Consider the following 20961-nt stretch of genomic DNA (forward strand, 5'->3'; position numbering starts at 1 on the left):
CTAGCTTCTGACCGAAAGGCCGCAATGCGTTCTCTTGCCTCCCTGCTGCTGGGTGCGTCCCTGCTTTGTGCCCATCCCGCGCTGGCGCAGGACAGCAAGGGGCTGAGCCTGACGCCCACCCGGACGCTGCGCTATGACGCGCATGAGGCAACCTGGATGCAGCCGGACATGTCGCCGGACGGCAAGACGATCCTGTTCGACCTGCTGGGCGACATCTATGCGCTGGACGCAGGCGGGGGCGCGGCGCGGCCGCTGCTGACCGGCATGGCGTTCGAGCGCAATCCGGTCTTCTCGCCCGACGGAAAGCAGTTTGCCTTCCTTTCCGACCGGTCGGGCGTCACCAATCTCTGGATCGCCAATGCCGATGGCACCGGCCTAAAACAGCTGTCGCAGGACCAGTCGCTCGCCATCTATTCCTCGCCGGCCTGGTCGCCCGATGGCCGCTATGTCTATGTCTCGCGCACGGTCCATTCGATCCTGGCGTTCGAGCTGTTCATGTATGATCGCGATGGCGGCAGCGGCATCCAGATCACCAAGGCGGGATCGCCCGACAATTGGGACGCGAAGATGAACGCCATGGGCGCGGTCGCGGCGCCCGATGGCCGCTATCTCTATTATGCGACCAAGCGCGGCCATACCTGGACCGAGAATGACCTGCCCAACTGGTCGATCGCGCGCCGCGACCTCAAGAGCGGACAGGACGAGACGATCATCCAGTCGGCCGGGGGCGCGATGCGCCCGGCGCTGTCGCATGATGGCAAGCTGCTCGCCTATGCCAGCCGGCAGGGCCAGAAGGACGGTCTCAGGCTCCGCAATCTGGAGACCGGCGAGGACAAATGGATCGCCTTCCCGATCGACCGGGACGGCCAGGATGGCGGCTATTATGCCGACCTGCTACCGCGCTTCAGCTTCCTGCCGGGTGACAAGGCGATGCTAATGAGCGTCGGCGGCGGGATCAGGCGGCTCGACATTGCATCGGGCAAGATCAGCGACATCCCCTTCACCGCGCCGGTGCAACTGGGCCTCGGCCCGCTGACCCGCGTGCGGCAGACGGAAGAGACCGGGCCGGTGCGCGTCCGCGTGGTGCAGGCGCCGCGCCAGTCGCCCGACGGCGGCAGCGTCGCCTTCACCGCTCTGGGCGGGCTGTATGTCCAGAAGCTGACAGCGAACATGACACCCAAACGCCTTGTCGCGGCCGATGCCTTCCAGCCGAGCTGGTCGCCCGATGGCAAGAGCATCGCCTATGTCAGCTGGACCGCCAAGGAAGGCGGCCATGTCTGGACGATCCCGGCGACGGGCGGCACGGCGCGTCGGCTGACCCAGGTCCCGGCCTTTTACAGCCAGCCCGTCTTTACCCCCGATGGCAAGGGCTTGGTGGCGTTGCGCGCGAACCAGTATGACCGGCTGCGCACCGCGTCGGAGATCGATCCCGCGCGCCCGACCGACATCATCCGCATGCCCGTCGGCGGCGGCGCAGCGCGGCTGGTCGCCCATGCCATGGGTGCGCGCCAGCCGCAGTTCGGCGGCGAAAGTGACACCCTCTATTTCTACGGCGCCGGCGGCTTGTCATCGGTGCCGCTGGCGGGGGGCGATCCGCAGCCGCTGTTGCGCGTGCTGGCCCATGGGCTGGGCCAATATTTCCCCGGCCCGGCGCCGGTCGAGGATGTGCGGATCAGCCCGGACGGCAGACGCGCACTCATCAAGTCGTTCAGCCAGGCCTATCTGGTCGATATCCCGCCGGCCAATGGCGGCGAGCCGGCGACCGTCAATCTCGACACGCCGGCGGTGGCGCGACGCAAGCTGACACGGGTCGGCGCCGATTTCATCGACTGGGCCGACAGGGGCGCGACCGTCACCTGGTCGGTCGGATCGACCTTCCGCCGGTTGCCGACCGTTCAGGCGCTGTCTGCTGCGCCGGGCACGGCCGAGGCGGTGGCGCAGAGCTTCGCATTGCCGGTCGAACTGCCGCGCGATGTGCCCCGCGGCAGCGTCGTGCTGCGCGGCGCGACCGTCATGCCGATGGCGGGCGGGCAGGATGTGATCCGCAATGCCGACATCGTCATCACCGACAATCGCATCGTCGCGGTCGGCGCCAGCGGATCGGTCGCCGTGCCACAGGGCGCGACGATCCGCGATGTGAGCGGCAAATATATCGTCCCCGGCTTCGTCGACACCCATGCCCATTGGTTCGAGATACGGCGCGGCATCCAGGAACGCGGCCATTGGGACTTTGCCGCAAACCTCGCCTTCGGTGTCACGTCGGCGCTCGACCCGCAGCCCTTCACCACCGACATCTTCGCCTATCAGGACATGATCGATGCCGGCATGATGCGGGGGCCGCGCGCCTGGTCGACCGGGCCGGGCGTGTTCGTGAACGCGGAAATCCACAGCAAGCAGGATGCGGTCGACGTCCTCACCCGCTATCGCGACCATTATCGCACCCGCAATATCAAGAGCTACATGATCGGCGACCGCGCCCAACGCCAGTTCATGGTCGAGGCAGCGGCGGAACTGGGCATGATGCCCACGACCGAAGGCGCGAGCGACATGGTGCTGAACCTGACCCACGCGATCGACGGCTTTTCCGGCAATGAGCACAGCATCCCGGTATCGCCGCTGCGCGAGGATATCGTCCGCCTGTTCGCGCAGAGCCGCACCAGCTACACGCCGACCATCCTCGTCGCCTATGGCACCACCCCGGCGCTGTTCGACTTCATCATCAACAAGCGGCCACAGGATGATGCGAAATGGACCCATTTCGTGCCGGCCGGCATCGTCAGCGACAAGCTGCGCAACCGCCACTGGATGCCGCCCGAAGCGCAGAGCTGGCAGCAGATCGCGGCCGACGCGGTGAAGATCCAGCGCGCCGGCGGCCTCGTCGGCCTTGGCAGCCATGGCGAGATCCAGGGGCTGGGCTATCAGTGGGAATTGCAGGCCTTTGCCGCTGGCGGCGCGACGCCGATGGAGGCGCTGAAGGCTGCGACGATCGGGTCGGCCGAGGTGATCGGCCATAGCGACGATGTCGGCAGCCTGGAGCCGGGCAAGTTTGCCGACCTGCTGATCCTGGACGCCGACCCGCTGGCCGACATCGCCAATGCGCAGAAGATCGGCGCCGTCATGAAGAATGGCCGGCTCTATGATCCCGCGACGTTGGACGAAATCTGGCCGACGCCAGCCAGACTGGCCGAACCCTGGTTCGCGCAGGATGGTGCCACCCCGACGCCCTGAGCCATGTCAGCGCGTCGGGCTGTCCTCCAGCACGGTCGCACGGAACGCCTCGGCCGGGGGCGACAGGGTGCGATGGTGGATCATCCATAGCGAACTGGTGACGGGCGAGGTGAAGCGGCGGTTGACGACATTGTCGACATGCAGCCGGGCCATCGACCGCGCGATCACGGTCGGGCCGAACCCGGCGGAGACGAGGCCCAGCAAGGTCGCCAGGCTGCGCGCCTCATGCGCGATCCGCGGCACGAACCCCGCCGCCTCGCACTGGGCGAAGAAATGCTCGGTAAAGCCCGCACCATTGGGCGCGCCATAGAGGACCAGCGGCTCGCCGGCGAGATCGGTGATGCTGGGATCTTCTTTGCGCAATGCCAGCGGATGATCGTCGCGCAGCGCCAGCAGCATATCCTCGGTCAACAGGCAGTGCGACACCATGTCCTCGGGCAGGACCGGCGGCAGGAAGTCGCGCACCAGGCCGATGTCGAGCTGATGGTTGCGCACATTCTCGATCTGCTCGTCGCGCCCCTGTTCGCGCAGGATCAGTTCGACCTGCGGATAGGTCTGGCGAAAGCGATAGAGGGCGCTGGCGATCTGCGGCACGAACGGGCCGGACGCGGTGAAGCCCAGACCCAGATGGCCGATCTCGCCACGCTGCGCCCGGCGCGCGGTCTGGCTGGCGCGATCCGCCTGCACCAATGTCGCCCGCGCCTCCGGCTCGAACAGCCGCCCCGCTTCGGTCAGGCGGACACGGCGGCTAGTGCGGTCGAACAGGCGCACGCCCAGTTCCTCCTCCAGCGCCCTGATCTGCTGGCTGAGCGGCGGTTGCGATATGCCCAGGCGCAGCGCGGCCCGGCCGAAATGCATTTCCTCGGCAACAGTCAGGAAATAGCGGAGATGGCGGAGATCCATTGATCCATTCGTCAGAAATATCGATTATGCCATATTATATATTAGACGCAGAATGTCCAAGGGCGCATGGCCCATCGCGGATGTGGCGGTGGTCCTCATCGTCCCATGGCATTGTGCGCGGATTCGCCCCCGATCCCGCTGCGCGTGTCATATTGCGGCCGACCAGCGGATTGCCGTCACATTCATGAATGCCGTTCATAGGCTCATGCCGCCATGCCGCTCTGGCAACCCGGCTGCAGAACCCGTAAAATAAGGGCATTCCTTCTGGAGAGGCGCCAAATTTTCGCACCCCGGCATCGTTCCGCCGGGAGATGCGCCGGGAGTCGTGAATGATCGGTATCGTCAAGGTTGCCCTGCATCGCCCGCTGACCTTCATTGTCATGGCGATCCTGATCGCGATCGTGGGCATCCTGTCCGCCGCGCGCACCCCGGTCGACATGTTCCCCAATATCCGCATCCCGGTGATCGCGGTCGCCTTCCAATATGCCGGCCTGTCGCCCGAGGACATGTCGGGCCGCATCGTCGGCCCCTATGAGCGCGTGCTGACCACCACGGTCAACGACATCGAACATATTGAAAGCCAGTCGCTGCAGGGCATTGGCGTCATCAAGATCTATTTCCAGCCCGGCGCCGACATCCGCACCGCCACCGCGCAGGTGACGTCGATCTCGCAAACCGTGCTGCGCCAGATGCCGCCGGGCGTCACCCCGCCGCTGATCCTGAACTACAGCGCATCGACCGTGCCGATCCTGCAGCTCGCGCTGTCGGGCAAGGGCCTGTCGGAACAGCAATTGTTCGACCTTGGCCAGAACCAGATCCGGCCGCAGCTGGTGACCATCCCCGGCCTCGCCATGCCCTTCCCCTCGGGCGGCAAGCAGCGCCAGGTGCAGATCGACCTCAACCCGCTGGCGCTCCAGTCCAAGGGGCTGTCGGCGCAGGATGTCGGCAACGCCATCGCCGCGCAGAACCAGATCAACCCGGCCGGCTTCGTCAAGATCGGCGCGACCCAATATAGCGTCCGCCTGAACAATGCGCCGGAATCGATCGCCGCGCTCAACGACCTGCCGGTCAAGGTGGTGAACGGCGCGACCATCTACATGCGCGACGTCGCCTATGTCCGCGACGGCGCCGGTCCGCAGCAGAATATCGTCCATGTGGAAGGCAGCCGTTCCGCGCTGCTGACCGTGCTGAAAAACGGCAGCACCTCCACCCTCGCCATCGTCGACGGGGTGAAGCAGGCGCTGCCGAAGATTTCGGCTACCCTGCCCGACACGCTCAAGATCCTGCCGATCGGCGACCAGTCGCTGTTCGTGAAGGCCGCGGTCGAGGGCGTCATCCATGAAGGCGCGATCGCCGCAGCGCTCACCTCGCTGATGATCCTGCTGTTCCTGGGCAGCTGGCGCTCGACCGTCATCATCGCGCTGTCGATCCCGCTCGCCATTCTGGCGGCGATCGCGGCGCTGGCAATGTTCGGCCAGACCCTCAACGTCATGACGCTGGGCGGCCTCGCGCTGGCGGTCGGCATCCTGGTCGACGACGCGACCGTGACGATCGAGAATATCAACTGGCACCTGGAACAGGGCAAGGGCGTGATCGAGGCGATCCTGGACGGCGCGGCACAGATCGTGACGCCGGCCTTCGTCTCGCTGCTCTGCATCTGCATCGTGTTCGTGCCGATGTTCTTCCTGCCCGGCGTCGCCGGCTTCCTGTTCGTGCCGATGGCGCTGTCGGTGGTGTTCGCGATGATCGCGTCGTTCATCCTGTCGCGCACGCTGGTGCCGACCATGGCGATGTATCTGCTGAAACCGCACCATGTCGGTGACGAGGACGAGCATCTGGCCGGCACCGCGACGTCCAGGAACCCGTTCGTCCGCTTCCAGCGCGGCTTCGAATATCGGTTCGAGAAGGTCCGCACCTCCTATGTCGGGATGCTGCACCGCGCGCTGGGCGCCCGCAAGCCCTTCCTGATCGGCTTCATGGCCGTCGTGGTGCTGTCCTTCGGCCTGCTGCCGTTCCTGGGCAGCAACTTCTTCCCCTCGGTCGATTCCGGCCAGATCGCCATGCATATCCGCGTGCCGGTCGGCGCCCGGATCGAGGATACGGCCGCCCGCTTCGACCAGATCGGACGCGAAGTGCGCAAGATCATCCCGGCCGACCAGCTGGGATCGATCACCGACAATATCGGCCTGCCGGTCAGCTCCATCAACACCGTCTACAACAACAGCGGCACCATCGGTCCGCAGGACGGCGACATGCTGATCGCGCTCAACAAGGGCCATCGCCCGACCGACGAGTTCGTCTCGCAGCTGCGCCGTGAACTGCCGCGCCGCTTCCCCGGCACGACCTTCGCCTTCCTGCCCGCCGACATCACCAGCCAGATCCTGAACTTTGGCGCGCCCGCGCCGATCGACATCCAGATCGCGGGCAAGGATGCGGAGGCGAACCGCGCCTATGCGCAGAAGCTGCTGGCGAAGATCACCACCATTCCGGGCCTGGCCGACGCCCGCATCCAGCAGCCCGGACGTGCGCCGCAGCTGGATGTCGATGTCGATCGCTCCCGCGTCGGCCAATATGGCCTGACCGAACGGGACGTGACCACCAGCCTTGCCAGCTCGCTGGCCGGCACCTCGCAGACCGCACCGGTCTTCTTCGTGAACCCGCAGAATGGCGTCCAATATCCGGTCGTCGCGCAGGCGCCCGAATATCTGGTCGGGTCGATGAGCGACCTGTCCAACGTCCCGGTGTCGGGTGCGGGCGCCAGCGCGGTTCAGCCGCTGGGCGGCCTGGCGACCATCGTCCGCTCCAACACCGTGCCGGTCGTGTCGCACTATAATATCGCACCGGTGCTCGACACCTTCGCCACCACGCAGGGCCGTGACCTGGGCGCGGTGGCGGGCGACATCGACCGGGCGATCAAGTCGCTGAAGGCGGAGGAGCCCAAGGGCGCCACCATCACCATTCGCGGCCAATATGCGACGATGAACACCGCCTTCTCGGGCCTTGGCTTCGGCCTCGCCGGTGCGATCGTGCTCATCTACCTGCTGATCGTCGTCAACTTCCAGAGCTGGGTCGACCCGTTCGTCATCATCACCGCCCTGCCCGCGGCGCTGGCCGGCATCATCTGGATGCTGTTCATGACCGGCACCACCCTGTCGGTGCCGGCACTGACCGGCGCGATCATGTGCATGGGCGTGGCGACCGCCAACTCCATCCTGGTCGTCAGCTTCGCCCGCGAACGGCTCGCTGAACTGGGCGACGCGACCAAGGCTGCGCTGGAGGCCGGCATGGTCCGCTTCCGCCCGGTGCTGATGACCGCGCTCGCCATGATCATCGGCATGGGTCCGATGGCCCTGGGCCTGGGCGAAGGCGGCGAACAAAATGCCCCGCTGGGCCGCGCCGTCGTCGGCGGCCTGATCTGCGCCACCATCGCCACCCTCTTCTTCGTCCCCACCGTCTTCGCCTTCGTCCACGGCCGCAAGGCTGCGAAGGCCAACAACATGGAAATTCAGCCAAGCCATGTCTGACCATAACAGCATCGAAAATCCCGAGCAGGCCGGCCCCGACAGCGGCACGCTGAAGAAGATCGGCATCGGCGCGGCCGTTGTCGCGCTCGTCGTGGTCGGCGTGGGCGTCGCCTCGCGCATCAGCGCCACCAACGAACTGCGCGAAACCGCCGCCGACGCATCGGTGCCGACCGTCGCGGTGGTCAAGCCGACGGTGAATGGCGAGGGCAATGACCTGGTCCTGCCCGGCAATGTGCAGGCCTATAACAGCGCCGCCATCTATGCCCGCACCAATGGCTATGTCCGCCGCTGGCTGGCCGATATCGGCGACCGGGTGCGCGCGGGCCAGCCGCTCGCCGTGCTCGACGCGCCAGACCTCGACCAGCAGGTCGCCGCCGCGCAGGCCGATTATCAGACCGCGCTCGCCAACCAGCGCCTCGCCGAAACCACCTCGAAGCGCTGGAGCGCGATGCTGGCGCAGGACGCCGTCTCGCGCCAGGAAGCCGACGAGAAGGCCGGCGATCTTGCCGCCCGCACCGCCGTCTCCAACGCGGCGCTCGCCAACGTCAAGCGACTGAAGGCCCAGCAGGGCTTCACCCGCCTCGCCGCGCCATTCGACGGCGTCGTCACCAGCCGTTCGGCCCAGATCGGCGCATTGGTGGTGTCCGGCAATGCCGCCGCCCAGCCTTTGTTCACCGTGTCCGACGTCCATCGCATGCGCATCTATGTCCGCGTGCCACAGGGCTATTCCGCCTCGGTCCGGCCGGGCATGGGCGCGACCCTGACCCTGCCCGAATATCCCGGCCGCAGCTTCAACGCGACCCTGACCAGCAGTTCAGGCGCGGTCGATGCGCAGTCGGGCGCCGTGCTGGTCCAGCTGCAGGCGGAAAATCCCGACGGCGCATTGAAGCCGGGTGCCTTCGCCCAGGTCAGCTTCAAGGTCGGCGCCGGCCAAGGCAATGGCATGACCCTGCCGGGCAGCGCGATCCTCTACAGCAACAACGGCCCCAGCGTCGCCGTGGTGGGTGCGGACAATCGCATCACCATGAAGCCGGTCGCCATCGCCCGTGACGAGGGCGCCACGGTGCAGATCGCCAGCGGCCTCAGCCCCAATGACCGGATCGTCGACACCCCTCCCGATGCGATCCGCACCGGCGACATGGTGAAGGTGCAGGCGTCGGCGCCCGCCGGCGGAAAGGGTGCGACGCATGCGCGCTGACCGCCGGATCGGCGGCGCAGGCGTGACATTGGCGGCGGTCTTGCTGGCCGGCTGTTCGATGGCGCCGGCCTATCAGCCGCCCCAGACGAGCGCCCCCGCCGAATATAAGGAAGTGGCGGGCTGGACCGCCGCCCAGCCGGCCGATGCCACACCGCGCGGCAATTGGTGGGAGGCGTTCAACGATCCCGTCCTCAATGATCTGGAAACCCGCGCCGAGCAGGCCAGCCCGACTTTGGCCGCCGCGCTGGCCCGCTACGACCAGGCGCGCGCCGCCGCACGGGTGGAAAATGCCGACCTGTTCCCGCAAATCAGTGCCGGCGCCGATGCCAGCCGCCGCCGCGTGTCGGGCAACCGATTCCAGGGCAATGGCAGCGCCGTTACCTATAATGACTATGTGGTAGGCGGCAGCCTCGACTATGAGCTCGACCTGTGGGGCCGCATCCGCAACAGCGTGAAGGCGGCGCGGGCCGATGCCGACGCCAGCAATGCCGATCTCGCCTCCGCCAGGCTCAGCCTGCAGGCGGCGGTCGCCGACGCCTATGCGCGGCTGCGCGGGCTGGATGCACAGGCGGAACTGCTGCACCAGACGGTCGAAGCCTTCGGCAAGGCCTATGACCTGACCGACCGGCGCCACAAGGGCGGCGTGTCGTCGGGCATCGACGTCAATCGCGCCAAGACGGTGCTGGACAATGCGAAGGCGGACATCTCCGCCATCGCCAATGAACGCGCCGCGACCGAGCATGAGATCGCCGCGCTGGTCGGCGCGATCGCGTCGGACTTCAGCATCGCCGCCCGCACCCAGCCGCTCGCCGCGCCGGACGTGCCGACCGGCGCGCCCTCGCAACTGCTGGAACGCCGGCCCGACATCGCGGCGGCCGAACGGCGCATGTTCGCCGCCAATGCGCGCATCGGCGTCGCCAAGGCGGCCTTCTTCCCGACGCTGACGCTGGGCCTGACCGGCGGCTGGGAAACCACCCATGGCGACCTGTTCTCCACCCCCAACAGCTTCTGGGGCCTTGGTCCAGCATCGGCGCTGCTCAACCTGTTCGACGGCGGCAAGCGCCGCGCGCAGGTGAAGATGTCGCGCGCGGAGTATGAGGAACTGGCTGCCGGCTATCGCGACACGGTGCTGACCGCCTTCCGCCAGGTCGAGGATGCGGTTGCCGCCAATCATCACCTGTCCGACCAGATCGGCCATCAGCGCAGCGCCGCCGACGCCGCGCAGCGCACCAGCGATCTGGCACTGACCCGCTATCGCGATGGCGCGTCGGACTATCTGGAGGTGGTGACGGCCCAGACCGACGCGCTTGACGCCCAGCGCGCGGTGCTGATCGCTCAGACCCAGCGGATGCGCGCCAGCGTCGCGCTGGTGAAGGCGCTGGGCGGGGCCGCCTGATCTCGCTATTGGGCTGACGACAAAAGACAGGAGCGCCCCATGACCAAGACCGTCCTCATCACCGGCGCGACCGCCGGCATCGGCGAAGCCGCCGTCCGCGCCTTTGCCGCCGATGGCTGGCAGGTGATCGGCACCGGCCGTCGCGCCGATCGGCTGGAAAAGCTGGCCGCCGAAATCGGTGACGCCTTCTGCCCGCTGGTGTTCGACATGCGCGATGAAGCCGCGATCGATGCGGCGCTGGCCAGCCTGCCCGAAGCCTTCCGCGCGATCGACATGCTGGTCAACAATGCCGGCCTGGCGCTCGGCACTGCGCCGGCCCAGTCGGCCGACCTCGCCCAGTGGCAGCAGATGATCGAGACCAACATCACCGGCCTCGTCACCGTCACCCACAAGCTGTTGCCGGGCCTCGTCGCGCGCAAGGGCGGGATCATCAATCTGAGTTCGGTCGCGGCGACCTATCCCTACACCGGCGGCAATGTCTATGGCGGCACCAAGGCGTTCGTGCGCCAATTCTCGCTCGGCCTGCGGTCGGACCTGCACGGCACCGGCGTGCGCGTCACCTCGATCGAGCCGGGCATGGTCGAGAGCGAATTCACGCTGATCCGCACCGGCAGCCAGCAGGCGTCCGACACCCTCTATGGCAATGCCAATCCGATGACGGCGGAGGATATCGCCGCCACCCTGCTCTGGGTCGCGAACCAGCCGGCGCATCTCAACATCAACACGCTGGAACTGATGCCGGTCAGCCAGTCCTTCGCCGGCTTCCAGGTCGCGCGCGAGGGGTAAAAACTGCCGTTCGGGCTGGGCGAAACCGAAGCTCAGCCCGAACGGAATAGGCTAAGCCCGCACCTCGCCCGCCGGGGTCAGTTCGATCGCGTCATAGCCCTTCCAGCGATAGAAGAGCGCGCTGGCGATCCAGCAGGCGATGAACAGGCCGATGATCGCGAAGCCCAGATCATTGAAATGCTCGCCCAGCGTGGCGGCAACGTCCCAGATGCCGCCGGAGAGGCCCAGCTTGTCGCCCAGCAGCGCCAGCGTCTCGATCGTGCCGATGCCGATCGCCACGGCCGCCGACAGGGCGGTGATGACGATGTTGTAGTAGAGCTTGCGCAGCGGCTTCACGAACGCCCATTGATAGGCGCCCATCATCAGCATGCCGTCGACCGTATCGACCAGCGCCATGCCCGCCGCGAACAGCAGGGGCAGAACCAGCACCGGGCCGAGCGCAAAGCCGTCACTCGCCTGCGCGGCGGAGAGGCCCAATATCGCCACTTCGGTCGCGGTGTCGAAGCCGAGGCCAAAGAGGAAGCCGAGCGGCGCCATCTGCCAGGGGCGCGAGATCAGGCGGAAGACCGGACGAAACAGGCGCGACAGCGGCCCGCGCCCGCCGGTCAGCATGTCGAGATCCGCCTCGACATATGTGCCGCCCGCCTGCACCCGACGGAAGGTGACCCAGACCTGGCGCAGGATCACCAGATTCATGATCGCGATAGCGAACAGGAAGGTGGCGGAAATCAGCGTCGCCACCACGCCGCCGGCAGCGCGGAACCGCTCCAGCCCGGCCAGCGCACTGACCGCATAGGCAAGGCCCAGCGCGGCGATCAGCACGATCGCGCTATGGCCGATCGCGAACCACAGGCCCACGGTCAGCGGCCGCTGACCATCCTGCATCAGCTTGCGCGTCACATTATCGATCGCGGCGATATGATCGGCATCGACCGCATGGCGCAGGCCAAGGCCCCAGGCGAGCAGGGCCGTGCCCATCATCACCGGCCGGTCGCCGAACAGGGCGAAGGCCCAGCCCCAGACGGCCAGATTGGCAAGGACGAGCGCCGCGATCAGCGGCACGCTGCGTCGCCGAAGCGACGCCTGCAAAGGGGTGGCGGTCATGCGGTTTCTCCGATCAGGGGCCGTAGGGCGCGGGCGCGCCGCCGGCGATTGCGGACGCGGCGCAGATCGCGCCGCAGCTTGGAAAGGCCCATCCACGTCCCCGTCCCGCAAACGAGCGTGACCATGGCGAGCAGCGGCAGGACGATCAGATCCCACCAGGGACGGGTGCGCAGCAGCGGGAAGTCGAGCCGGTGCAGCCCGTCCTGCATCCAGCGGAAGGCCCGGCCATTGCGGTCGAAGGCGCGGATCAGACGGCCGGACGCGGGATCGACATAGAGGCGTGTCGCCTGGTCATCGGCCAGGATGACGCGCCATACCGGCAGGGCGACGCTAGCCTTGTGACCGTAATAATAGGCATCCTCCTGGCGCAGCAGGACGATCGAGCCGATCGGCGAGCCATCCTGGAGCGCCGCGCGCAACCCCGCTTCGGACAAAGCGGCAAGCCGGCCAGCAGCGTCGAAACGCTGCGCCTTGCCAGCGCGATCGATCGCCACCAGATGGATGGCACCGGCAACAGGCACTACCTCCAGCCGGACGATACCCGTCGGCAAGGCGGGCAGCGCCGCGATCGCCCGGCGCGCATCGCCCCAGGCGAAGTCGCCGTTCAACCGCTGGCGCTCCGTCATCATCGCCTCGCTGTCGAGCAGCCCCCAGGGGTTCATCGACAGCAGCCCGCTCGCCACCCAGGTCAGCGTCAGGATGCCGAAGAACAGCCCGGCCATATGATGCCACCACCACAGGCCGCGATAGGGCGATCCGATGCTGCCGTCGCGGCGACGGCGCAGCCGGGCGATGCCGACCCACAGGCCCGTGATCGTGAGGAAGCAGCCGATCAGCGAGGTCCAGATGACGACCTGGCTCCACAGCGCGCCATCCTGCCGCAGGATCGTGGGATAGAGCCAGTGCGGCACCGCGCCGAGCCAGCCCCAGAAGCGCTGGAAACGGGTGGTGAGCTGCACCACTTCCCCGCTCTTGCCCGAGACATAGGCCTGCGTCCCGGCCGCATCGGCGTAATCGACACGGTAGAGCGGCGCATTGCGGCGGAAGGTCTGGACCGTCCACTGGTCCATCTCCGTCTGGGCGACCTGCCCGACCGGGCCGGCAATGGCGCTGTTGCGTCCGAATTCGCGCGCGATCCTGTGGATATTTTGCGGATCGACCTGCTCGACCGCTTTCCCCGACGCCCAGTCATGGGTGCCAGCGGATACTCGCATCTGGGGAATGGTGCGCGTCGGATCGAGCGCGGGCGTCACCCGCAATACGGGCCACCCCGCCATCATCTCGATCCGGGCGGCGGACAGCATCATGGCGTCGGGCAACATCCCCGCCCTTTCAGCCGACAGCTTGAGGGGCGTAAGCCCCCCAAGCTGCGCGGCCGGTGTCAGGCGCGGATAGTCGACATAGAGCATCACGAAGCCGGACAGGCACCACAGCGTCATGACGGCGCCGATGAGGATGCCCAGCCAGCGATGCAGCAGCAGGACCGGCCGCATCATGGTCAGAAGCTCAGGCCATAGCTGACCCGCAGCGTGCGCGGCACGCCCCGGTAGAAGTAGAGGAAGCGGCTGTTGCTGCCGTCCAATACTCCTGCATCGCTGACCGCCGAGCGATAGCCGGTGGAGGCGTAATCGCGGTGGAACAGATTTTCGACATTGATGCCGAACCGGTTGCGCCGCGCCTGATCCAGCCACAGATGCGCGCCCGCATCGACCACGGCATAATTGCCATAGTTCATCCGGCCAAAGCCCGATGCGGTCGACCAGACATCGCCCACCCAATTGGCCGACAGATTGGCGCCGAAGTGGCCGGTCTGCGGCGCATAGACGATCGCGGCGCGGCCATATTGTTCCGGATTGCGATCGCGCTGCACCGAACTGCCCTGATTGCGGACGCGCGACCAGGTGTAGCTGGCCGACAGGCCCCAGCCACCGGTCAAATTCGCGTTCAGCTCCAGTTCGGCGCCCCTGGCCCGCACCTTGTCGCTGACGTTGATATAGGTGCCTTCCGGAAAGGCCGGATCATCATAGGTGGTGTCGATCAGGTCGGTGATGCGCCGGTTGAACCAGGTCGCTTTCCACCGGATCGCCCCGCCCGCCAGCGCGCCACCCAGCGCGGCGTTGAGGTTCAGGCTTTCCTCGGGCTTCAAATTCGGGTTGCCGACCTCGCAACAGGGATCATTGCCATAGAGCTGCGAGGCGTCGGGCAGCACGAAGGAGGTGCCGCCATTGGCCTCCACGAACAGCGCCTCGCTCACATCATAACGGCCCGAGACGTTCCAGATCGTCTTTTCCGATCCCTTCGCCTTGTTGTAGCGCAGGCCCGCGGCGATCCGTCCCTTGCTCGACAATTCGTCATTGGTGCGCAGCTGGAAGACGCCGGCATGGACCTGTTCATCGGTCGGCGCGATCAGCAGGACGTCGTCGCGGCCGTTGAAGCTCTGGAAATCATAGCCGATCAGCGTGTCGATGCCGCGCAGCATGTTGAGCTGCACCACCGCGCTGCCGCCATAATCCTGATAGCCCCAGAAGGTGCCGGCCGGGTAGATGACCTGCGGCGGCCCCGCCGGAATGGGGTTGCGGATCTGGACATAGGCGGTCTTCCAGTCGTGGAAATAGCCCTTGAGGAAGAATTGCACCCCATCCTCGCCGGTATAATCGAGGCGCAGGCTGGCCACTTCCTCATTGCGGTCGTTGCGGCTCTCCTTCGTCCGGGTCGCGCTGATATTGTCGAGATCGGCCTTGGTGTGCTGGTAGAGCGCGTTGAGGCGCAGGTCCGGCGCGATATCATATTGATATTTGATGCCCGCCGACCAGAGATCATAGCCGCGCGCGCGATCGGTGGCGCTGGGCTGCATCACGTCATAGGGACGATAGCCGTCCGACTGGCTGCGATTGGCCCAGACCACGAAGCGATGCTGGCCGATCGCGCCGCGAACATAGCCATCCAGGCTAGTGCCGGCAAAGCTGTCGAGGCTGGCATTGACTTGGCCGCCCAGATCATCGCTGAAGTCGCGGGTGACGACATTGATGACACCGGCCGCCGCCTGGGTGCCGTAGAACAGGCTTTCGCCGCCTTTCAGCACCTCGATCCGCTCGATCATGCTGGCGGCCATGGTGTCGTTGGGCGAGGTGCCGCCATAGAGGCGGTTGTTGAGGCGGATGCCGTCCATCGTCCACAGCACATCCTTGGTGCGCGATCCCTGCAACGCAATGTCGACATAGCTGAACGGCCCGGACTGCGACCGGATGAACAGGCCCGGCACCCCTTCGAGCGCGCGGGCGGTATCGATCGCGGCGGCATCGCGGATCTGCGTGTCGGTGACGATCTCGATCGCATGGCCATAGCGCGACAGCTGCTGCGGCAGCGTCTCTTCCAGGCTGGTGCCGGTGACGACGATGCTGTCGCCTTCTCCTTCGTCGGCCAGAGCCGGCGATGCAAAGGCGAGCGAAAGGGCCAAGGCGGCCCGCGAAACGATAATGGACTTCATATATTCCCCCATCCGGCGCCGCGTTCGACGGGCGGGGGCAACCTTCACGAGCGGCACGCGCGCGAACGTCCGACACACGCGCCGGCCGGGCGCCCATGGGCAACCGACGCGCGTTTGTCGCAGCGGCCCCAGCCGCTCGTTCGTCGCTCAGACGGAAGTTACCGTGCCGCGGCCATCCCCTGGACCAAGGCAAGAGCGACCAGACGCCGGCAGGTCTCCTGGCTCACGGGTCATCGCTTGATGCACGGCCTTCCCAGGCCTCGCAGGATTTAGCGTCCGGCCCAGTGGCTGGCGGATCGGTCATTCTGCCGTCCGCACATGTACATCGCGCTCACCGCTTACAGTTGCAGGGACAGCTGCGGATTTGGACAGTCACCCGTCCGCACCGCATTCCCTATTAAGCCCCTTTCGGGACACCGGCGCGATCATGATCCCATGCCGTGCGGCGCAGGATCGGCGGGATCGATAATCGAATATCAGGCGGGCTGCAAGCGCCTCTCAGAACCAGGCGCGCAGGCCGATCACTAGGCTGGTGGCCGACGGCCTATCGCCGGCAGCACGGGCATGGTCGGCCGTGTCGCCCAGCTTGCGTTCCCAATTGACGCCGACATAGGGCGCGAATTCGCGGGCAATCTCGTAGCGCAGCCGCAGCCCCAGCTCGATATCGGACGGGCCGGCGCCGATCCCCAGTTCGGGCACGGCCTGCGCCGCCAGATTGAACTCGGCGGCGGGCTGCAGGATCAGCCGCTGGGTGATGCGCTGGTCATAGCTCGCCTCCAGCCGCAGATGGGCGTCGCCCCTGGTCGACAGGAAGGCTTCGGCCCCGACCTCGAACCAGTAAGGCGCCAGGCCGTCGATGCCGATCACCGCATAGCTGCGGTCCGGCCCTTCGCCGAAATCCTGCCGCACGCCCGCCTGCAGGTTGAACCAGGGGTCGATCGCCCGGCTGTAGAGCGCCTGCACCTCGGCCCGTTCGAGCGATCCGCCGACCGTCCCCTCACCCTCGCTCTTGACCGCGAAGCGGTTGATGTCGCCGCCGATCCAGCCTTCGCCTTCCCAGGCATAGCCATCCGCGCCCTTGCCGGCGCGATATTCCAGCCGATCGAGCATCCATTGCGAATAGGTCATGCCGCCCCCTTCCGCGATCATCGCCGCGCGGGCGCTGGCCATGGCGGCGGGGTCATAGAGCGCGTCGGCGGCATGGTCGGTCGGCACCGGCGGGGCCGTGCCTTGCGGGATGGCGGCGTCGGTGGTGGGCATGCTGTGGCCCATCGCTCCATGGTCCATCTGGCTATGATCCATCGTCTGGGCCTGCACCGGCGCAGCGGCGGCGAGCAGCAGGAGCGCGATCAGCTTCATGCCGCGTCCTCCTCGTGGCGGACCGTCACGACCCGCATCATCCCGGCATGCATGTGCATCAGCATATGGCAGTGGAACGCCCAGTCGCCCAGCGCATCGGCGGTAAGGTCGAAACTCACCTTGCCGCCGGGTAGCACATTCACCGTATGCTTGCGCGGATTATGCGCAGCCTCGCCGGTCACCAGTTCGAAGAAATGGCCGTGCAGATGGATGGGATGGGGCATCATCGTGTCGTTGATCAGGGTCACGCGCACCCGTTCCATATGGCGGAAGGCGATCGGCTCCGCCCCTTCGGACAGCTTCACCCCATCGAACGACCACATATAGCGTTCCATGTTCGCGGTCAGGTGGATGTCGAGCGATCGGGTCGGCGTGCGCAGGTCGCTGTTCGGCGTCAGCGACCGCAGATCGGCATAGGTCAGCACGCGATGATCGACATCCTCCAGCCCCGTCGGCCGGTCGGCGGTGCGATCGGCCGGCATCGGCGACAGGGTGGCGACGCCCGGCCCCATTTTCACGCCGGGCGCGACCGACTTGTCGCGCATCTTCATGCTGTGGCCGGACATGCTTTCATTGGCCGGCTGGCTGAGGTCGATCACGCCGCCATGGCCCATATCCATGCCGCCCATGTCCATGCCCATATCCTTCATGCCCAGCAGCGGCCGGGCGCGCCGGGCCGGCACGGGCGCGACCATGCCGACCTGCGGCGCCAAGGTGGCGCGGACCAGGCCCGACCGGTCGATCGCCTCGGCAATCAGGGCATAGGGTTTCGCTTCGCCGGGCTGGACGATCACGTCATAGGTTTCGGCAATGCCGATCTGGAACTCGTCGGTCTCGACCGGCTGCACATCCTGCCCGTCGCATTGGATCACGGTCATCGGCAGGCCGGGCAGGCGAACATTGAAATTGGTCATCGCCGACGCGTTGATAATGCGCAGCCGCACCCGCTCGCCCGGCGCGAACAGGCCGGTCCAGTTTTCGGCCGTGCCCATGCCGTTCACCAGATAGCTGTAGGTCGCGCCGGTGACGTCGGAAATATCGGTCGGGTCCATGCGCATCGCGCCCCAGTCGATCCGGTCCTTGAGGGCCTGATCCTTCCCCGCCAGCAACCCGGCCAGCGTCTGGCGCTGCATGTTGTAATAGCCGCCCATCTGCTTGAGCCGTTGCAGCAACCTGTGCGGATGGACCGGGCTCCAGTCGGCGAGCAGGATCACATGCTCCCGGTCATAGGCCACCGGATCGGCGCCGGCGGGATCGATGATGATCGGGCCATAAAGGCCCATCGCCTCCTGCATGCCGGAATGGCTGTGATACCAGTAGGTGCCGGCCTGCCGCACCGGGAAGCGATAAGTGAAGGTTTCGCCCGGCGCGATACCGGGGAAGCTGATGCCGGGCACGCCATCCATCTGGAAGGGCAGGATCAGCCCGTGCCAGTGGATCGAGCTATCCTCCTTCAGCCGGTTGGTGACGGCGATGTTGACATGCTGCCCCTCGCGCAGGCGGATGAGCGGCGCCGGTGTGCCGCCATTGACACTGATCGCATGGGCCGATCGGCCGCCGGTCGCAAAATGCCCGTCGCCGATGCTGAGCGCGATCGCCTCGCCCGACAGCGCGCCCTGCGCCGCGTCCTGCGTGCCGGTGGCGGCCCAGCCGGGCAAGGCCTGCGCCAGTGCAAGCGCGGCGCCCCCCCGGATCAGGCTGCGGCGGTCGACAGGGAGGGAAGGCAGGTCGGTCATGCTGCTCTATACGCGGTTCGCGTCGCTTTCCCTCAACATCTCCTGCAATTGCCGGCGGGCACGGTAAAGGCGGGTTTCCACCGCCTTTTCGCTGACGGCCAATATCGCCGCGACCTCGGCCTGGCTCATGCCCTCGATCCCGCGCAGCAAAACCACCTCGCGCAGCGCCACCGGCAGCGCCGCTACCGCCGCCTCGATCCGGGCGACGCCAGCGCGGGACTGGGCCGCCTGCTCGGGATCGGGCGCCGCGTCGGCGACATGGGCGGCGTCCTCGATCGGCCGGGCGAAGCTGAAAAAGCGACGCACCGCGCGGCGGCGGGCCCAGTCATGGCATTTGTTGATCGTGATCCGCGCGATCCAGCCGCGAAAGGGCCGGCGTCCATCATAGCGGGCCAGCGACGCAAAGGCGGCGACGAAGCTTTCCTGCACGATGTCCATTGCCGCGTCCGCATCGCCGACATGGCCGCGGGCCAGCCGATAGACGGCATCGCGGTGCCGCCGCATCAGCGCGCCATAGGCCGCCTGCCGCCCGGCCAGCGCCTGCGCCGCCAGCGTGGCATCATCGGGATCGTCGGCTATCACCCGGCAGGCTGGGTCAGCGCCTTGACGACGGCGGCGTCGAACAGCGCGGCCTGATCGGGCCGCAGCACGCCGCGCATCGCGAAGATGTGCTTCAATGTTTCCTTCTGCAATTCGCCCATTGCCTGGTGCGACCGGTCGACCGCCTGGGCGACGCGCGGGCCATAGCCATGTTCGGCGGCGATCGCCGCGGCCAGCCGCTGATTGTCGGCGCGCATTTCCGCGTCGAGCGCCGCCTTGCGCTGGGCGAAGGCGGCTTCCAGATCGGCGATGCGCTGCTTCTGGCCGGCGTCCAGCGTCAGCCGATCATGGAGCAGGGCATGAACTTCATTCTCCACCGGCGGCGCGGGCGCGAGCCAGGTGCGCGCAACCAGCACGGCGGCCAGCGCCGCGGCAAAGGCGACCAGCGCCACCAGCCAATAGCGTTTGCCCATGCCTATCGCTCCAGCAGGCGCGAGGGCGCATAGTCGGACATGCCGATCAGCAGCGGGCCGGGCGCCGCCTGCGCCGGCTGCGCGGGCACGCTACTGCCGATCCAGCCGATGCCGATCGCCATCACGCCGGCCAGCATCAGGCTGCGCCGCGCGACGCTGCGTTCGCGGCGGCGGTCCAGCCCCTGCATCACCGCAGCCTCCAGCCCGTCGAAGCGCGCCGCCGCCGGCGCGTCGCGCAGCCCGGCCAGCATGTCATCCAGATCGTCCATCGTCCCGTCCTTCATGTCCTGCCTGACGATACGCATCCGGCCGGCCCATCCCTCGAACAAAATAGCGCGGCGCGTGAGGGATGCGACAGGACAATGCGTATTCCCCTGCAAGACGCGCATTTTTTCGGAGTTTGCCATGCCCCGCCTGCCCCTGATCGCTGCTGCCCTTGTGCTGACCGCCCTGCCCGGCGCCGCCTTCGCCAAGCCGCAGCTCGTTGCGGCCAACCCCGCCGCCAATGCCAGCGTTGCCAAGCCGACCCGGCTGACCCTGGGCTTTTCCGAAGCGCTGCAGGCCGACCATAGCAGCATCACGCTCACCATGACCGGCATGCCGGGCATGGCCGATCATCCGCCAATGCCGATCAAGGGCTTCACCACCGCCGCGGCCGCCGATGGCAAGGGCCTGGTCATCACCCTGCCCCGCGCCCTGCCGACCGGCAGCTATGATCTTCAATGGACGGTGATGGGCAATGACCATCAGCCGGTCAGCGGCACATATAGTTTCAAGGTGCGCTGAAGGGGCACATCCTCGCTTTCCACCAGCGGGTCAGGTCTGACACTGAAAGCGGCCTCGATCGAGGGCGGGCATTATGTCCAATGTTCGCCACCGTTCCAGCGACGTAAAAAAATCATTAGCTTCAAGAATTACACCGGAATAATTTGGGTGATGGATTCATTCCCTGTCATATTCATAATATTCAAGATTGCGGTCCTCGGCACCGGCATGTTCTTTGCCGTCAAATGGCATTATGATCAGGACAGGAAGGCACGGAAAGGCGATGTCCTGACCGCCGTTGGCAAGATAAGCGCGATCCTGGCGCTATTGCTCGTCGGCCTGCTGTTCGCCACCTTCAAACTTGCCAGCTTGCTTGGCCTGGACATGCAATTGTCCCAATAATTTTGTAGCTTGCCTGCAAGCATGGCCCTCAGTCCGCACCGACACCGATGACGCGCGGGA

16 protein-coding genes and 1 riboswitch are annotated in these 20961 nt (G+C 66.6%); of the genes, 7 read left to right on the forward strand and 9 right to left on the reverse strand.

Annotation, left to right across the window (positions count from 1 at the left end):
• Positions 1–24: 24 nt before the first annotated feature.
• Positions 25–3228: an amidohydrolase family protein gene (locus tag DIZ22_RS13950; protein WP_048937422.1), complete on the forward strand. Its 3204-nt coding sequence runs from the start codon at positions 25–27 to the stop codon at positions 3226–3228.
• A 6-nt stretch (positions 3229–3234) separates the two neighbouring features.
• Here DIZ22_RS13950 and DIZ22_RS13955 read toward each other — a convergent pair whose 3' ends face one another.
• Complete coding sequence (locus tag DIZ22_RS13955) at positions 3235–4131, reverse strand: LysR substrate-binding domain-containing protein (protein WP_048937423.1); 897 nt, start codon at positions 4129–4131, stop codon at positions 3235–3237.
• A gap of 329 nt (positions 4132–4460) precedes the next feature.
• Here DIZ22_RS13955 and DIZ22_RS13960 point away from each other — a divergent pair, with 329 nt between their 5' ends.
• Genes DIZ22_RS13960 through DIZ22_RS13975 form a run of 4 tightly spaced genes read left to right on the forward strand, consistent with a single transcriptional unit; the run spans position 4461 to position 11035 of the window.
• The gene (locus DIZ22_RS13960) at positions 4461–7655 is read left to right on the forward strand and encodes an efflux RND transporter permease subunit (RefSeq protein ID WP_122928355.1); all 3195 of its coding nucleotides are present in this window, start codon (positions 4461–4463) and stop codon (positions 7653–7655) included.
• Positions 7648–8853 carry an efflux RND transporter periplasmic adaptor subunit gene (locus DIZ22_RS13965; protein WP_048937425.1) on the forward strand — a complete coding sequence of 402 codons (1206 nt, stop codon included), beginning with the start codon at positions 7648–7650 and terminating at the stop codon, positions 8851–8853. Before DIZ22_RS13960 ends, DIZ22_RS13965 begins: the two co-directional genes overlap by 8 nt.
• Positions 8843–10249, forward strand: coding sequence for an efflux transporter outer membrane subunit (locus tag DIZ22_RS13970; RefSeq protein ID WP_122928356.1), 1407 nt, complete (start codon positions 8843–8845; stop codon positions 10247–10249). The genes DIZ22_RS13965 and DIZ22_RS13970 overlap by 11 nt, the downstream gene beginning before the upstream one ends.
• A 39-nt stretch (positions 10250–10288) precedes the next feature.
• The gene (locus tag DIZ22_RS13975; RefSeq protein ID WP_122928357.1) at positions 10289–11035 is read left to right on the forward strand and encodes an SDR family NAD(P)-dependent oxidoreductase; all 747 of its coding nucleotides are present in this window, start codon (positions 10289–10291) and stop codon (positions 11033–11035) included.
• Positions 11036–11086: 51 nt separating this feature from the next.
• Here the strand turns inward: DIZ22_RS13975 and DIZ22_RS13980 are convergent, their stop codons facing one another.
• The 8 genes from DIZ22_RS13980 to DIZ22_RS14015 form a co-directional block, all read right to left on the reverse strand.
• Entirely contained in the window at positions 11087–12139 is a 1053-nt protein-coding gene (locus DIZ22_RS13980) for a HoxN/HupN/NixA family nickel/cobalt transporter (RefSeq protein ID WP_037508315.1), read from the reverse strand.
• Positions 12136–13635 (reverse strand): peptidase, encoded by a 1500-nt coding sequence (locus tag DIZ22_RS13985; protein ID WP_048937427.1) that lies wholly within the window; start codon positions 13633–13635, stop codon positions 12136–12138. Before DIZ22_RS13985 ends, DIZ22_RS13980 begins: the two co-directional genes overlap by 4 nt.
• A 2-nt stretch (positions 13636–13637) precedes the next feature.
• Positions 13638–15626, reverse strand: a complete 1989-nt coding sequence (locus tag DIZ22_RS13990) for a TonB-dependent receptor (protein WP_048937457.1) — start codon at positions 15624–15626, stop codon at positions 13638–13640.
• 190 nt (positions 15627–15816) lie between these two features.
• A riboswitch (cobalamin riboswitch) is annotated at positions 15817–16062 on the reverse strand.
• A 62-nt stretch (positions 16063–16124) separates the two neighbouring features.
• Positions 16125–16985: a copper resistance protein B gene (locus tag DIZ22_RS13995; RefSeq protein WP_048937428.1), complete on the reverse strand. Its 861-nt coding sequence runs from the start codon at positions 16983–16985 to the stop codon at positions 16125–16127.
• Positions 16982–18721: a copper resistance system multicopper oxidase gene (locus DIZ22_RS14000; RefSeq protein ID WP_048937429.1), complete on the reverse strand. Its 1740-nt coding sequence runs from the start codon at positions 18719–18721 to the stop codon at positions 16982–16984. The genes DIZ22_RS13995 and DIZ22_RS14000 overlap by 4 nt, the downstream gene beginning before the upstream one ends.
• A gap of 6 nt (positions 18722–18727) precedes the next feature.
• Entirely contained in the window at positions 18728–19303 is a 576-nt protein-coding gene (locus DIZ22_RS14005; RefSeq protein WP_048937430.1) for an RNA polymerase sigma factor, read from the reverse strand.
• A complete protein-coding gene (locus DIZ22_RS14010; RefSeq protein WP_048937431.1) occupies positions 19300–19734 on the reverse strand; it encodes a periplasmic heavy metal sensor in 435 nt (144 codons plus the stop codon). The genes DIZ22_RS14005 and DIZ22_RS14010 overlap by 4 nt, the downstream gene beginning before the upstream one ends.
• Positions 19735–19736: 2 nt before the next feature.
• Positions 19737–20039, reverse strand: a complete 303-nt coding sequence (locus tag DIZ22_RS14015; RefSeq protein ID WP_017500954.1) for a hypothetical protein — start codon at positions 20037–20039, stop codon at positions 19737–19739.
• 100 nt (positions 20040–20139) lie between these two features.
• On the opposite strand from DIZ22_RS14015, the gene DIZ22_RS14020 reads away from it, so the two are divergent.
• Both DIZ22_RS14020 and DIZ22_RS14025 read left to right on the forward strand, forming a co-directional pair.
• Positions 20140–20520: a copper resistance protein CopC gene (locus DIZ22_RS14020; protein ID WP_048937432.1), complete on the forward strand. Its 381-nt coding sequence runs from the start codon at positions 20140–20142 to the stop codon at positions 20518–20520.
• A gap of 150 nt (positions 20521–20670) precedes the next feature.
• The gene (locus DIZ22_RS14025; protein ID WP_037521144.1) at positions 20671–20901 is read left to right on the forward strand and encodes a hypothetical protein; all 231 of its coding nucleotides are present in this window, start codon (positions 20671–20673) and stop codon (positions 20899–20901) included.
• Positions 20902–20961: the final 60 nt, after the last annotated feature.

The organism is Sphingobium sp. LF-16, assembly GCF_003711185.1.
Taxonomy (GTDB): domain Bacteria; phylum Pseudomonadota; class Alphaproteobacteria; order Sphingomonadales; family Sphingomonadaceae; genus Sphingobium; species Sphingobium yanoikuyae_A.

What these genes read in the sequence shown, in the direction of transcription:
- DIZ22_RS13990 (WP_048937457.1), bottom strand. Translation starts at nt 15,626, where the DNA reads ATGAAGTCCATTATCGTTTCGCGGGCCGCCTTGGCCCTTTCGCTCGCC.
- DIZ22_RS13950 (WP_048937422.1), top strand. Translation starts at nt 25, where the DNA reads ATGCGTTCTCTTGCCTCCCTGCTGCTGGGTGCGTCCCTGCTTTGTGCC.
- DIZ22_RS13955 (WP_048937423.1), bottom strand. Translation starts at nt 4,131, where the DNA reads ATGGATCTCCGCCATCTCCGCTATTTCCTGACTGTTGCCGAGGAAATG.
- DIZ22_RS13995 (WP_048937428.1), bottom strand. Translation starts at nt 16,985, where the DNA reads ATGAAGCTGATCGCGCTCCTGCTGCTCGCCGCCGCTGCGCCGGTGCAG.
- DIZ22_RS13980 (WP_037508315.1), bottom strand. Translation starts at nt 12,139, where the DNA reads ATGACCGCCACCCCTTTGCAGGCGTCGCTTCGGCGACGCAGCGTGCCG.
- DIZ22_RS14020 (WP_048937432.1), top strand. Translation starts at nt 20,140, where the DNA reads ATGCCCCGCCTGCCCCTGATCGCTGCTGCCCTTGTGCTGACCGCCCTG.
- DIZ22_RS13965 (WP_048937425.1), top strand. Translation starts at nt 7,648, where the DNA reads ATGTCTGACCATAACAGCATCGAAAATCCCGAGCAGGCCGGCCCCGAC.
- DIZ22_RS14010 (WP_048937431.1), bottom strand. Translation starts at nt 19,734, where the DNA reads ATGGGCAAACGCTATTGGCTGGTGGCGCTGGTCGCCTTTGCCGCGGCG.
- DIZ22_RS13960 (WP_122928355.1), top strand. Translation starts at nt 4,461, where the DNA reads ATGATCGGTATCGTCAAGGTTGCCCTGCATCGCCCGCTGACCTTCATT.
- DIZ22_RS14025 (WP_037521144.1), top strand. Translation starts at nt 20,671, where the DNA reads ATGGATTCATTCCCTGTCATATTCATAATATTCAAGATTGCGGTCCTC.
- DIZ22_RS14015 (WP_017500954.1), bottom strand. Translation starts at nt 20,039, where the DNA reads ATGCGTATCGTCAGGCAGGACATGAAGGACGGGACGATGGACGATCTG.
- DIZ22_RS13975 (WP_122928357.1), top strand. Translation starts at nt 10,289, where the DNA reads ATGACCAAGACCGTCCTCATCACCGGCGCGACCGCCGGCATCGGCGAA.
- DIZ22_RS14000 (WP_048937429.1), bottom strand. Translation starts at nt 18,721, where the DNA reads ATGACCGACCTGCCTTCCCTCCCTGTCGACCGCCGCAGCCTGATCCGG.
- DIZ22_RS13985 (WP_048937427.1), bottom strand. Translation starts at nt 13,635, where the DNA reads ATGATGCGGCCGGTCCTGCTGCTGCATCGCTGGCTGGGCATCCTCATC.
- DIZ22_RS13970 (WP_122928356.1), top strand. Translation starts at nt 8,843, where the DNA reads ATGCGCGCTGACCGCCGGATCGGCGGCGCAGGCGTGACATTGGCGGCG.